Raw genomic sequence first — 13,415 nt, 5'->3', positions numbered from 1 at the left:
TGTTTTTGATCATAAAGGGTAGAGGTGAAACACTCAATATGAATTGGATTAACACGTTATTAAAAGACCAGATGAGTTTCCCTAAACGATTGTTAACGATGTACATGGACTTAGGGTTAAACGAAAGAGATGTTATGGTCATTTTGCAAATTCATCGATATCAACAAGAAGGAAATGATTTTCCAACACCAAATGAATTAGCTCAATTTTTATCTTTCTCTGAACAAGATTGTTCTCAGGTACTCAGAAAACTGATTCAGAAGGGATACCTGACCATTGAACAGTCTACTGGTAGTGATCAAGTGATTAATGAGAGCTATTCTTTATTTGTACTTTGGGAAAAACTTACCGAAGATCCAGAAGAATCGTACGAAACAAACAATCAAAGTGATGATCAGCCGAACTTATTTGTATTATTTGAACAAGAATTTGGACGACCATTATCTCCATTTGAAATTGAAACCGTAAATATATGGATCGATGAAGACCAACAAGAGCCAGCTCTTATAAAAGCAGCACTTCGTGAGGCTGTTTTAATGGGGAAATTAAACTTTAAATATATTGATCGAATTTTACGAGAGTGGAAAAAGAAAGGTATAAGAACTGTACAACAAGCTAGAGAAGCAAGTAAATCTTTTCGAAGCCAACAGGGGAGCTCAAGTAACCAAGAAACTTATCAAAAACGAAATCGCGATTCCTCTATTTATTACAACTGGCTGGAAGAGGACGAGTAAGGAAGGGGAAGGTGTATGTTAAACCAATCTCAAATGCGTGAAGTGCTTGATACATTGAAGGATATGTTCCCAGAAGCAGATTGTGAACTAAATCATGAGAATCCATTTGAATTATTGGTTGCTGTTGTTTTATCAGCACAGTGCACGGATGCATTAGTTAATAAGGTTACAAAAGAATTATTTAAAAAGTATAAAACACCTGAGGACTATGTGAATGTACCTCTAGAAGAGCTTCAAGAAGACATTCGTTCAATTGGGTTGTATCGAAATAAGTCTAAAAATATTCGTAAGTTGAGTCAGATGCTGATCGATGAATATGATGGAGTTGTTCCTCACTCTAAGGTGGAGTTAGAGAAACTTGCTGGAGTGGGGAGGAAAACGGCTAATGTAGTAGCTGCTGTAGCTTTTGATGAACCTGCAATAGCTGTTGATACGCATGTAGAGCGTGTTTCTAAACGCTTAGGGATCTGTCGTTGGAAGGATTCTGTGCTTGAAGTCGAGAAAACTTTAATGAAGAAGGTTCCGAAAGAAGAGTGGAGTGAGACGCATCATCGTATGATTTTCTTCGGTAGATACCATTGTAAAGCCCAATCACCTCAGTGTGATATTTGTCCATTACTTCATTTATGTAGAGAAGGGCAGAAGAGGATGCGTAAGAGAGAAAAAGCATCGAATGTGTAAATAAAGAGCATGAACATTTGTTTTAAGTAGTTCGATTTTTTGAGTATGATTGATACTCTTAATTGAGCTGCTTTTTTTATTGGCGCTTATTTTATTATTCAATTATATGGCAGGATTGTTGAAGACTTGAAACTGAGAGGAGTCCGTTGCTGTTGAGTAATTTGTTGCGGTCAGTGAAACGGCAAGCCTGTTGTTGCCCCACACGACGTGGGGTAGTTCTACGTTGCCACATGATGTGGCGGTTTTGGTAGAACCTCCATTGTATAGCCTCCTCGTTCCTGCGGGGTCTCGTCTTGCCTTTGCTACCACGACAGTTTGCCGTTTCCTTCCCTCCACGCGATTATGGAAACTAACGGACCATAATTTTGCTATCCCACCTCATGTTGGTTGGAAATCATATTCAGAGAAGTTGTTCAGAGCCTTGTCATGATAGGGTTATACTACCTGGAAACAGAACACCTCATCCCAGAACTAAGGCGGTTCCGTTAATCTCCATTCGGCTAAGGCGGGCTGTGGAACGGGTTGACTCCTCCGGTAGAAAGGGCGAGCGAGATCCCGCAGGAACGAAGTGACGAGGAAGCTCGATCGGTCTTCCGGGGAAAGCAACCCGTTCCACAGCCCGCCGATCTGCACAAAAGCAACGGAACCATACGCACATTATCTCGATTCCAAGTCTTCCAGATAAGGGGGCTAACATGGATGAATAAGAATAATATACTCATCAAAAAAAGAGCATCAAATCTTAATAAGATTTGATGCTCAATTTATTTACTTCATATTTTAAGCTGCGTCATCCGATGATTGGCTGTCACTTGAACTGGAACTATCACTCGTATTTGAATCGTCAGTAGAACCGGAATCTGTTGAACCGGAACCATCTGAAGAGGAATCATCAGTGGAGGATCCATCATTCGTACTATCGGACCCAGATGAGTCTGAATCGTTATTATTGGAGCCACTATCGTCCTGATTATCCTCGTCATTATCTTTTTTCTTGTCTTTTTTCTTGTCTTTTTTATCATCGTCACCGTTTAAGTCATCAAGAAGATCATCAAGCTTGCTCTTCTCAGGAATATCAATAGTAACGGTATTTGGATCACTCTTATTTTCAGGATTCTTATCGCTGACTGCAACCACTTCAAACGTATAGGTTTCGCCTTTTTGAAGGTTTGATACTTCTAATTGAGTATTGCCATATCCTTCTGCAATTGATTGCATAGGTTGACCTTCAGGGGAACCTGCAATGTTAAAGGAAACTTGTTTATCTTCATCAGCTTCATAATCCCAAGTTAGTTTAACCGTTCCTTTTTCCTCATCAAATTCAGCTTTAAGGTCTTTTACAGGATCAAGCTTTTCGAATTGATCTGATTTTTCTTGAGGTTCTGTTCCTTCTACGAAAAGTTCATATTTGATTTGTTCTTCTGGTGTAAACTCACTAGGTAGTTTTGGAGGCTTAGTCCCCATCTCTACCGGGCTTTTAACAACAGAAGAAGGCTTCTTGAAGTCAGGGGTATCAATTCCTTGAGATATGTGACCCATCAAGTTACTAAATGCTTGTTGTGGAATGTATTTAGCGCTTGCTGGAACACTATTTTTTGGTGAAGGATACCCTGACCATACAGAGATCGTATAGTTCGTTGTGTAACCTGTAAACCAAGAATCTGGTGTACCATGTTCATTATTTGTGGTACCTGTTTTACCTGCAACAGGAACTCCTGGTACTTTAGCTCTCGTTCCTGTACCCCATTGAACAACGTCTTTTAACATGTCTGAAATCATATAAGCTGTATAATCTTTCATTGCTACATGTGATTCATTCTTAAACTCTACAGGGCTTCTACTTCCTTGGAATTCTACACGGCGAACGGCATAGGGTTCATTATAAACGCCTTCGTTACCAAACGCACTATAGGAAGCAGCTAATTGTAATGGTGTCACACCTGTACTTGCACCACCAATGGCATTCGATTCGTGCATCGTTTCACTCTCGAAGTTAATGCCTAAGCCTTCAGCAAACTTTTGTGCACGTTTAAGACCAACTTCAGCTAATGTTTTTGCTGCAGGCACGTTACGAGAAAGGGCAAGTGCTCTACGCATGGTCATTGTACCTAAATAATCTCCGTCCCAGTTGTTCACATCCTTATGGGGTGGAGTTTTATACTTATAAGGTTCGTCTTTTAGTAAATGATACGTAGACCATTGAAGGTGTTCAATTGCTGGTCCGTAGTCTACGATTGGTTTAAATGTAGAACCTGGCTGTCGACCTTTTAACTGTGTTGCGTAGTTGAGAGTAGCCCCAACTTTGTCCTTATTTCTTCCTCCACCAATTGCTCGAATTGCTCCAGATTTGGTATCCAAGACAGCTAAGCCTGTTTGAAACTCTTTGTCTGGAAATGGAAGAGGACTGTTTTTACCCAATAGCTCTTCTGCACGTTTTTGTGCTTTCGGATCTAACGTTGTATAAACTTTTACGCCATCCTCATAAATATTTACATCATTTAATTTTTGTTCAACTTCCTTGATTGCTTGCTCTAAGAAGCTATCGTAAGGAATATTGGAAGAATCTGATTCTTTTGTCACCAACGATTCTACTTTAACTTTTTTAGCCTCTGCAGCTTCTTGTTCAGTAATTTTACCGTGCTGAACCATAAGCTTTAACACAATATTTTTACGCTCCTGAGCTAAATCTGGATTGTCAAAAGGATCATATGCCGCAGGGCGCTGTGGAATACCTGCTAATAGAGCTGCCTCTGGCAATGTAAGCTCGCTAAGTTTTTTATTGAAGTAAAGGTCAGCAGCTTTAGCTATACCATAAGCATCGTTGGCATAGTAAATTTTATTAAGATACATCGTTAGGATTTCATCTTTTGAGTACTTTTGTTCAAGTTTTAAGGCAAGCCATTGTTCTTGTACTTTACGCTCTAGCGTTTTCTTTTGACTTAAGAAGGCGTTTTTAACAACCTGTTGGGTGATTGTACTTGCACCTTCAGCTCCGTATCCTTCTGTGATATTGGCATAAACAGCTGCTAAAATTCTTCGAAAGTCAATACCCATGTGATCGTAGAAACGGGAATCTTCAGTAGCAATAACCGCTTTTTCTACTACTTCTGGTATTTGATCTTGTGTTATTTTGGTTCGTTTTTGAGCTCCGAGTTCAGCAAACAAATTATCATCTTTATCATAGAATTTTGCTGATATAGGACTTGAGAGTTTATCAGGATTTAGTTCGGGTGCACCTTGGACATAATAAATGAATAAAGAGCCAATTCCGATTGCCCCTATAACTCCTAATACTAAAATGGCCATGATCATTCGTTTCATGATTGGCTTTTGGTTTTGTTTTTTACTTTGTTTGAGTTCTTTTTTTCGTGCTGTACGAGATTGACTGTTTTGTGCCATCTCTCATCTTCCTCCGTTCTTAAAAGTACATTTCATCAATTACGCTTAAATAATCGACTCGTATATGATATTGAAGTTGGATGAAATGTCCTTCTTGTTGAATAGTTTGATACGGAATGGATTTTCTTCCGCCATTATTTTGACGATCCCAGTGTTGAAAAAGTTTCTCTGCAGGGAAAAAATATGTCTCCTCCAATTGGGAAAACCTTAATATAGCAAAACAGACTCCATCTTGTTCGCATACTTTTTTCATGTGTTCAACCTGATGCTCATGAATATTGGCTAGAGGAAAAGAGGTTTTGTTTCTTGTTTCTTTTGCTTCAAAATCAATATATTTTCCTCTATAAATACCATTATAGTCAGTGGTTGATGCTTGTTTGAAATAGGCTTCCTTAATAACAGCAGCACTTCTTTTAGGATAATCCACATTAACAATTTGCACAGGTGTTGGTTTTTTGTGAATGACAGCTCGTCCTGATGTTAAATAAGCTTGATTCGATTGATTTATATCTTCTTCAAGTGTCATTCCACGATTAGAAAAATCAGGCTTTTGTTTTGGTTTTCGATTCGTCACTGCATTGTTGTTAGTTTTCTTCCCATTTGGATAGTTCATACATAAAACCTCCCTATGCATGTATGTATCATATCAAAAATAGAAGAAAAATGAGAAGGAAAAATTCATTCCCTTAAAGATCGTTCAACAACTACTTCTAAATTAACGTTTTTCGAACATGCTAAGAGGGAGGTGAAAATATGGACGCTAGAGAAGAACAAATACTGATTCAACACATAAAAGAACAGACATCCATCCATAACGTCGATAATATTTCCCGTACAAAAGCCTATCAAAACTTATATTTTTCCTATCCTGAAATACGTTGGGCTTTTTTAGCAAGCATGGTCTCTCGCAATGCAGGGTGGAATATAACTGATTTACAAATGGACCCTTTTCAATCCATGCTATCAAAACAAGAAAAACGTAATTTATTCTCTACTTATGAACGTGCAAATTGGCTTATATTTTCCGATGCTTATCCTCAATTACTTCTATATGCTTTATCTTGTGAAATAGGACAGGCACTATTTCATTTATTATCTGAGTTCCGCATTTCGAAATTTATGGAAAAAGAGTGGATTTATTTTTGGGAGAATAGAGATCATTCTCGTTTAGTTACAGCCCTTATAATAAATGAGCAAAATGTTATCCAGAAACCAGTCATTGAACAGTCCTATTATAAACATGAGGTGTTTGAAAAATTACCGTTTCGATCTCAAGATTTATTCCATTTGAGCGCCGTATTATTCCCAACGTTAAGAGGTAAAGTCTATGGTGCATACGTTCATGGTTTCTTTCACTTATCCAATCGGATTATGTTAGGTAAAAAGCTGGCCGCATTATTATTTCACAAGGATTTGTATGATGAATTTGTAGCTTTTGCGAAATACGCTGAGCCCCTGGGTTCACGTATAGAGTATGAGCGGTACTTTACAACCAGAATGCCAAAAGCTCCTATGCTTCGAATGGTTTACCCTGTTATCACTCATCAAGATAATATTCGAAAAGATTGGTATCATTCAGGGCGGTCAGTGAAGAAAAAATGGTGGAAAGAAGAGGAAGCAGATCTTACTAAGGATGTTAGTAATCGGTTTTATGCCAAGCGTTACATGTTACAAGCTTGGGATCGATTGGAGAAAACAAGTATAAGCAAAAAATAGCAAGCCTGTTTATAAGGCTTGCTATTTTTAATACTTGAAGCGAATCACTTCTTTTACTTATGTCGCTGGGCGATTTTCACCATCTAGCTTAGGATTTCCATCGCCTTTGAAGTCTTGATTTCTTTGCTTTGGTTCTTCGTTATTTAATGGTTTTTTCTGTTGTGTATTTCTACCTTTTTTACCCATTATTATCCCTCCTCGACAATTAGTGTGCGTCTCCGTCAAAAAATCATGCAAAATTAGAAAAAATGCTGATTTTCACTTTCTTTGTCTCATTTCTTCTACTTTTGTCAAGTGTGAAGGAGTTACAGGAATCAAGAAGAAATAGTGTTTAAAGATAACTTTTAGGAGGAGTCAATATCATGGGTTTAGCAGCTAAAAAGATGGAAATGTATCGAGAAGGAATGTCCAAAAGAGAGTTTGAAAAAGCTTGGATGGAAATGATGGATCGTGTTCATGTCATTGATGAAAAAGTTTCTAAAAAAGCAGATGAAGTTGTTTTAACAATGGTCCTTTCTCATAGACAAGAAATTGAGCACCTACAATCTGAATGCATTCGGCTGAACCAGGAATTGAGAGAACTCCAAAAACGACAAAGGCAACAAGTGAATAAACAAATAGTAGAAAAAGCTGAACCAAAAAAGAATCTTTTACAACGCCTATTTCGTAGGTGATGAATCCCTTTCCTTCATGTTAAAGTAGAAGGGAAGGAGTGAAGCATTTTGATGAAGTCGCTTGAAGAAACGATTATGGAAGTAAAGAAAAATTTAGATCAATTAAAAGATCTTTTCTTACAATCTGAAAAGCCTCCAGATCGTAAGGATCGAGAGCTTTTTGAAAAGGTTAAGAAGGAATCAAAACCATTATTCGAACTCAATGAAAAATGGGCTGATCTAGCTGAGCAATATACCTATAAAGTTGAAAACTCGGTTGTTTATCCTTTACAAATAAAGAACACTAAAGAAAATTTTGAACTTGTTATATTACACAGTTATTATATTGATGTTCCCAAAAAACGATATATGGAATTATATAACTCCATTCATTATGTTCTTGATCAATTATTGGATTCAATTGAAATGAATAAAGAAGCAGACTCTTAAATGGAGTCTGCTTTTAACATGCATGATTTATTCTTTAATAGCTCCGCCTTTGGAAGCATGCATACTTTTCGGTTTTTGTTCACCTTCCTCAGCAAAGCGCTTCGCAGTGAGTGGTTTTTCATGTTCGTGATTTTGTCTTTTAACTTTATAACCTTTTCCTCGACCCATACTCATTCCCCTCCTTTCACTTTATAGTATTTTTCAAATACGCAACTTCATTCTTAAGGAAATGAGAAAAAACAACGATGCAATGTAGCTTAAAGGGGAATATAATGTAATGAGGGAGTGAAGTAATTGGAATACCTCAAAATGAGAAAAGGTCAACAACTTGTCATTGGACAAGTATTAGATATCCAAGGTGAAATGATGGAAATAATCGTCCATGATCGTTCAAAAGTACATGTAGGAAGTTTATGGACCTGTACTTATGAACATATTGAATTTAAATCAAAAGTATTAAAGAAAGACGGTTTTCACATTTATTTGTATTTACCGTTGTTTTTGGATAAATTCCCTGATAATCGAAGAAAACTACCTCGTGTGCCGTGTTCTTTTTCAGCATTTTTATATCAGGTGCAAGGTGGCGTATATAGTTTTGCTGGAACAGCTACAGTTATTGACATAAACGTCAAAGGGTTTGGTTTATTATCCTCTGAGAAATTTGAAAATGAAAGTATTTATGATATTCACATTAATGATGAGAAACTTGAAGTAAAGCCTTCGATCAAAATAAAGAATATAGCTGATTGTGAAGCGCAGAATAGATACGGTTGTGAGATTTTAACAATTAGTGATGAACAACTGTTGTCTATTCGAGAATATATGTTATCTCAGCAAATTTTTTCTCCTAGAAAATAAAACTTTTTTATTTTCCATTCGTATAACATAGTAGGAAGAAAAGAGGTGGAGGTTGTGCGAGTTTTTTTAGTTGCTCTTATTTCTATATTACAGTTTTTGGGTATCGCACTGCTGGTCTTACAGAGTTGGATAATGGGGCTGATTTTAATTGTAGCCTCTTATGTAACGCTAGGAGTAATTATGTTTTTACTTATAAAAGATAGACTGAGGGAAAAGAAGGAGGATGAAGAGAATGATTATCGTGAATACTGATTTTATTCCAGGCCATGAAATCAAGGAATTAAAAGGGTTTGTCAGAGGAAGCACTGTGCAATCTAAAAATGTAGGTAGAGATATTCTTGCAAGCCTTAAAAATTTAGTGGGTGGAGAACTCGTAGACTATACCAAAATGATGGATGAAGCAAGACAGCAAGCTATAGGTCGAATGAAAAAGCATGCTGAAGAAAAGGGTGCTGATGCTGTCATTAACGTTCGATTAGAAACATCAAATGTAACAAATGCAGCTTCAGAAATCATTGCTTATGGTACGGCTGTAACAATTAATGAAATCAGTAATAATTAATGTGTTATAAAAGGAGATAACCTAAAATGGTTATCTCCTTTTATATTTATGAAGTTTTAATTTTTCCTCTTCGAATTCGATACAGAATTAAATAAAAGGAAGGTAGTAATATTAGTGTAAGAATGGTTGAAAATAACAGACCTCCAACAATTGAAATAGCTAAGGGTCTGAACAACACATCACCTGAAAAAGCAATTGGTAATAAAGCAGCAATTGATGTAAGTGATGTTAAAATAATAGGTCGTAAGCGTGAACGACCAGCCTCAATAACTGCCGTGTGTATAGATTGTGATTCTCGGTGATTTTGTTCGATGAAATCAACCAAAATTACCGAGTTACGGACCACAATTCCAGATAGTGATACGATTCCTAATACAGCTAAAAAGCTAAGCGGCTCATTGGTTACAAACAAACCAATTATGGCTCCTGTTACAGCAAGGAAAACTGTACTTGTAATCAATAAAGGAATGGTTAGTGAGTTAAATTGAATAGCCATCACTAAATAAATCAAGAATAAGACGATTACAAACAGCTTTGAAACTTCGATAAAGAATTCTTGCTGAGCATTTAATTCACCACTATTTGTAAAGGAGTAACCCGCGGGTAATGTTTTCTCAAACTCGTTAATGACTTCATTTGCTTCTTTTTGAAATGAATTTGAACTTTCTTCTCCGTACCCTTTAACGGTCACAGTCCTTTCTCCATCCATATGTGGTATTGAGCCTAATTGATTTGATTTTTCTTGTTCGATTAATTCATCTAATGTGAAAACTCTCGGTGTTCCCTTAGATGTAGAGGATCCAGTAACTCTTAAGGCTTCTAAATTAACGCCAGATCCATCACCATCATTTAGTAATAATTTCATATCATAGCGATTCACACCGTTATCAAATACACGTAACGGAATGCCAGTATTTGCAACTTGGAGTTGGGATGATATTTGATCAATGGATATATTATTCTCAGCTATCTTCGCTCGATCTAACGAATACTCAATATATGGTTGCTCGTTATTCATATTTAGCGTTATGAGTTCAGTTGAGTCAAGCTTAATCAATTCTTTTTTCAAGTCGTTCGCAGTTTGAATTAATTGCTCAAGTTTAGGTCCTTGAATATTTACTGCAATTGGTGCGCTAGGAGGAGGGCCAGCCGTTATGGTTTCAAGGAAAATCTCACTCTTTGTAAATTTGTTACGAAGCTTTTCCTCCCAATTGTTTATAAAGTTTGAGGCGCTTTGCTGAGATTTATTCACTCGAATTAGAATTTGACCAGTATTTTCTCCACTTTGTTGAAGTGTAGAACTAAATAATGGTGGCATTCCACTTCCAGCAAAAATAGCTGTTTCTTCTACAACTTCACTATTTTGCTTAATAAATGATTCCATTTCTTCTAATTGACTGCGAGTTTGATTTAATGTTGTCCCTTGTGGAGCGGTAACAGAAATCGTTACTTCTTTTCGGTCAGCAGATGGGAAAAATTCAAAAGGGATTTTAATTGCTAGACTAGCTAATAGAGCACACACAATTAATCCAGAAAACCCAATTATTATAGGGCGCTTTGTTACCTTAGGTAAGATCTTATCTGCATAAATCATTTCTAGTTTAGAAAAAAAGCTTCCCAGTAAACCTGATTTGGATTGCTCAGCTTTCGAGTCTTTCCGTTTTTTTCTTATATATAGTACTGTAGGGATTAAGGTTAACGACAATATTGTTGAAGCTACTATAGTTGCGATCAGGGTAGTAGGTAATGCACGTATAAAATCACCATTACTACCAGACAAAAAAGTTAAAGGGAAGAAGCTAAAAACAATCATCAATGTTGATGTAATAATAGAAAGTCTTACATCTTTAATACCACGAATTGTTCCCTTCCAAGCACTATCTCCTAATTGGAAACGTCGTTGAATGTTGTCATTTACTACGATGGCATCATCAACAAGGATACCGATGGCAATAATGATGCCAATAATCGAAATTTGATTTAAGTCTACACCTACATATGGTAGGGGGATAAGTCCGATTAATACTGATATAGGAATAGCGATTGCGACAAGTAAAGCTGATGAAAATGGTAACCCAATCATCATAATCAGCAATACTGCAGCAAGTGAAATCCCGAAAGAAGTAAGGAGATTCGTAAATACTTCTTCAATTAATGTATTTTGACTATAAAACTGCTCCACAGTTATGTTGTCAGGTAGGTTACCTGATAAACTTTTAATCTCTTCATCAATACGGTCTTGTAAAGCAGATATATTCATACCTTCTTTGGCCTTAATCGTTAATGATAAAGATGGCTGTTCCTTATACGTAATTAAGTCTTTTACTTCAGTATGAGTTAAATTAATTGCTCCAATATCATTGAGTGTTATGCTTTCACCTTGAGGATTTAGACCTACTGAAATGTCCTCTAACTCTTTCCAATCAGATGTTTTGTTTAATCTTAATTGATAGAGTTTTTCATCCTCTTCAATGGTACCAATAGCTCCTGGAGATAACTCCTTTTGTAAAGAATCAATGATTTGTAAAGGTGAAAGGGACTGATTATTAAGTTTTTCTGCATCCAGTGTAATTAAAAGCTGTTCTTCTGGTAACCCTTTAACTTGAACGGATTGAACACCTGATATATTTGATAATTGCTTTTGCCAATTTATTATTAAATCGTGAGCCTTATATAAAGTATCATAATTCTGAGCTTTCAAATGATACGAGGAAACTGCTGTCATATTTAAATCAGTATTTACCGATGAGTCTTGAACTTCTTCTGGGAAAGTACGTGCTATGTCTGAAATGGATTGTCTAATTTTGGAATAGGTGACTTTGTTGTTTACGTTTCCTTCTAGCGTGACAGTAACGGATGAAAAGCCAGTGGTGGAAATGGATTCTACAGTATCTACACCTTCAATATCCTTGATCTTATCTTCTATCGGATTGGTAATCGTACGCTCTACATCTAAAGGAGTTGCACCAGGAAATGGAGTTGTGATTGATGCAATGTTTACATTAATTTCGGGTAGATCTCTCTTAGGTAACTGATAATATGTAAAAATGCCAGTAGAAACTAACAAAAAGATAAATACAAGAACAATTTTTCTGTACCTTAGTATCCAATTCATCTACATTCCTCCTTAAACAAAACTTTTACAAAAATTATACCTTACTTAAAATAACTTTGGCTAACAAAACGATTGGAACAAAGATTGGTAAAAAGAGCTACAACAAATGTTTGATAACGCTTTACAGTCTATCAATTTTTGCTTATAATTATTATCCATTTACTTATGAAAGGGCGTTCATCTATGAATACAGAAGACTTGATAAAACGTGCAAAAACAATACGCGAAAAAGCCTATGTACCGTATTCTAAATTCCCAGTTGGTGCTGCATTACTAACAACATCAGGGAAGGTATATGATGGTTGTAATATAGAAAATGCTGCATATCCTGTGACTTGTTGTGCAGAGCGTGTAGCTATTTTTAAAGCCATTTCTGAAGGGGAAACGTCTTTCGATACATTAGCTGTTGTAGCTGATACAGATCGTCCTGTACCACCATGTGGTTCTTGTCGCCAAGTTATTAGTGAATTTTTTGATGCACAGTCTAAAGTTCACACAACAAATCTTCAAGGTGACGTAAAAACGTTAACTGTAGATCAATTACTACCGTATTCATTTTCAGCTAATGATCTAAACGATCATGAATAATGTTGGTTTTCAACTGCTTATACCTTAATTGGTGTGAGCAGTATTTTTATATGATAATCCAATACTTATCCCGTTCCTATAGAATTAGGATTCTTACCTGAAAATAGGTATGTGTCTTAGTACATGTCTCCCTCCTTCAACATAGGTTATTAGTGAACCTAGAATTAAGAAGGGAGAGACGATTATGCGTCCAAGAAGAATGTGTGGTTGTGGACCAAGACCACAAATGGTAAGTCCAGCTCAACAAAAAGTATATCCAACAAAGCAATGTGTAAAGCATAACTTTTTTCAACAAGAGGTAGACCACATTCATCCTACTCATACAACGAATGTTAACCATGTCAATGTATTGAACAAACATTTCTTCCCTCAATCTCAGTCTGATGTTACTCAAGTTTCTCAGCAAAATGTTAATATGGGACCAGGAAGCCAAGTAGCTGGAGCATCAACAGGGCCAATGGGTGGTCCTGGCATGATGGGACCAGGTGGACCAGGTCAAATGGGACCAGGAAGCCAGGTAGCTGGAGCATCAACAGGACCAATGGGCGGCCCGGGAATGATGGGACCAGGTCAAATGGGACAATGTCCAATGGGACCGAACCAAATGGGTCCAATGGGTATGAAACCAAAAAAATGCGGTTGTTAGTCTAAAGAAAGAA

Annotated in this window: 15 protein-coding genes; 10 read left to right on the top strand and 5 right to left on the bottom strand. The window is 36.7% G+C overall.

Annotated elements, in window-relative coordinates:
• Positions 1-38 precede the first annotated feature (38 nt).
• Both GS400_RS10800 and nth read left to right on the top strand, forming a co-directional pair.
• Positions 39-734, top strand: a complete 696-nt coding sequence (locus GS400_RS10800; RefSeq protein WP_201450098.1) for a DnaD domain-containing protein — start codon at positions 39-41, stop codon at positions 732-734.
• 15 nt (positions 735-749) lie between these two features.
• Positions 750-1,415, top strand: a complete 666-nt coding sequence (gene nth / locus GS400_RS10795; RefSeq protein ID WP_160101634.1) for an endonuclease III — start codon at positions 750-752, stop codon at positions 1,413-1,415.
• A gap of 780 nt (positions 1,416-2,195) precedes the next feature.
• On the opposite strand, the gene GS400_RS10790 is transcribed toward nth, so the two are convergent.
• The gene (locus GS400_RS10790; RefSeq protein ID WP_160101632.1) at positions 2,196-4,814 is read right to left on the bottom strand and encodes a PBP1A family penicillin-binding protein; all 2,619 of its coding nucleotides are present in this window, start codon (positions 4,812-4,814) and stop codon (positions 2,196-2,198) included.
• Between the two features lie 19 nt (positions 4,815-4,833).
• Positions 4,834-5,427: a Holliday junction resolvase RecU gene (gene recU / locus GS400_RS10785; protein ID WP_160101630.1), complete on the bottom strand. Its 594-nt coding sequence runs from the start codon at positions 5,425-5,427 to the stop codon at positions 4,834-4,836.
• A 140-nt stretch (positions 5,428-5,567) separates the two neighbouring features.
• Between recU and GS400_RS10780 the strand changes: the two genes are divergently transcribed.
• Positions 5,568-6,530 (top strand): DUF2515 family protein, encoded by a 963-nt coding sequence (locus GS400_RS10780; protein ID WP_160101628.1) that lies wholly within the window; start codon positions 5,568-5,570, stop codon positions 6,528-6,530.
• A 57-nt stretch (positions 6,531-6,587) separates the two neighbouring features.
• Here the strand turns inward: GS400_RS10780 and GS400_RS20330 are convergent, their stop codons facing one another.
• Positions 6,588-6,716 (bottom strand): hypothetical protein, encoded by a 129-nt coding sequence (locus GS400_RS20330; RefSeq protein WP_255454128.1) that lies wholly within the window; start codon positions 6,714-6,716, stop codon positions 6,588-6,590.
• A gap of 176 nt (positions 6,717-6,892) precedes the next feature.
• Between GS400_RS20330 and GS400_RS10775 the strand changes: the two genes are divergently transcribed.
• Together GS400_RS10775 and GS400_RS10770 are read left to right on the top strand one after the other, a co-directional pair.
• Positions 6,893-7,204: a hypothetical protein gene (locus GS400_RS10775; protein ID WP_160101626.1), complete on the top strand. Its 312-nt coding sequence runs from the start codon at positions 6,893-6,895 to the stop codon at positions 7,202-7,204.
• Positions 7,205-7,255: 51 nt separating this feature from the next.
• The gene (locus GS400_RS10770) at positions 7,256-7,633 is read left to right on the top strand and encodes a DUF1798 family protein (RefSeq protein ID WP_160104595.1); all 378 of its coding nucleotides are present in this window, start codon (positions 7,256-7,258) and stop codon (positions 7,631-7,633) included.
• Positions 7,634-7,660: 27 nt separating this feature from the next.
• On the opposite strand, the gene GS400_RS10765 is transcribed toward GS400_RS10770, so the two are convergent.
• Positions 7,661-7,801: a hypothetical protein gene (locus tag GS400_RS10765; RefSeq protein WP_160101624.1), complete on the bottom strand. Its 141-nt coding sequence runs from the start codon at positions 7,799-7,801 to the stop codon at positions 7,661-7,663.
• A gap of 141 nt (positions 7,802-7,942) precedes the next feature.
• Here GS400_RS10765 and GS400_RS10760 point away from each other — a divergent pair, with 141 nt between their 5' ends.
• From GS400_RS10760 to GS400_RS10750, 3 genes are read left to right on the top strand one after another with little or no spacing between them, the layout of a single operon-like run.
• Entirely contained in the window at positions 7,943-8,491 is a 549-nt protein-coding gene (locus GS400_RS10760) for a PilZ domain-containing protein (RefSeq protein ID WP_160101622.1), read from the top strand.
• Between the two features lie 45 nt (positions 8,492-8,536).
• Positions 8,537-8,743 carry a hypothetical protein gene (locus GS400_RS10755; RefSeq protein WP_160101620.1) on the top strand — a complete coding sequence of 69 codons (207 nt, stop codon included), beginning with the start codon at positions 8,537-8,539 and terminating at the stop codon, positions 8,741-8,743.
• Entirely contained in the window at positions 8,724-9,053 is a 330-nt protein-coding gene (locus GS400_RS10750) for a YbjQ family protein (protein ID WP_160101618.1), read from the top strand. Before GS400_RS10755 ends, GS400_RS10750 begins: the two co-directional genes overlap by 20 nt.
• A 46-nt stretch (positions 9,054-9,099) precedes the next feature.
• On the opposite strand, the gene GS400_RS10745 is transcribed toward GS400_RS10750, so the two are convergent.
• Complete coding sequence (locus tag GS400_RS10745; protein WP_160101616.1) at positions 9,100-12,168, bottom strand: efflux RND transporter permease subunit; 3,069 nt, start codon at positions 12,166-12,168, stop codon at positions 9,100-9,102.
• Positions 12,169-12,351: 183 nt separating this feature from the next.
• Here GS400_RS10745 and GS400_RS10740 point away from each other — a divergent pair, with 183 nt between their 5' ends.
• Together GS400_RS10740 and GS400_RS10735 are read left to right on the top strand one after the other, a co-directional pair.
• Positions 12,352-12,756 (top strand): cytidine deaminase, encoded by a 405-nt coding sequence (locus GS400_RS10740; RefSeq protein ID WP_160101614.1) that lies wholly within the window; start codon positions 12,352-12,354, stop codon positions 12,754-12,756.
• 184 nt (positions 12,757-12,940) lie between these two features.
• Positions 12,941-13,402: a CotD family spore coat protein gene (locus GS400_RS10735; protein ID WP_236560886.1), complete on the top strand. Its 462-nt coding sequence runs from the start codon at positions 12,941-12,943 to the stop codon at positions 13,400-13,402.
• The last annotated feature ends 13 nt before the right edge of the window (positions 13,403-13,415 follow it).

The sequence above is a fragment of the Pontibacillus sp. HMF3514 genome, assembly GCF_009858175.1.
GTDB lineage: Bacteria > Bacillota > Bacilli > Bacillales > BH030062 > Pontibacillus.
Note: the sequence above shows the minus strand (reverse complement) of the source record. Positions and strands in the feature narration are given on the sequence as shown.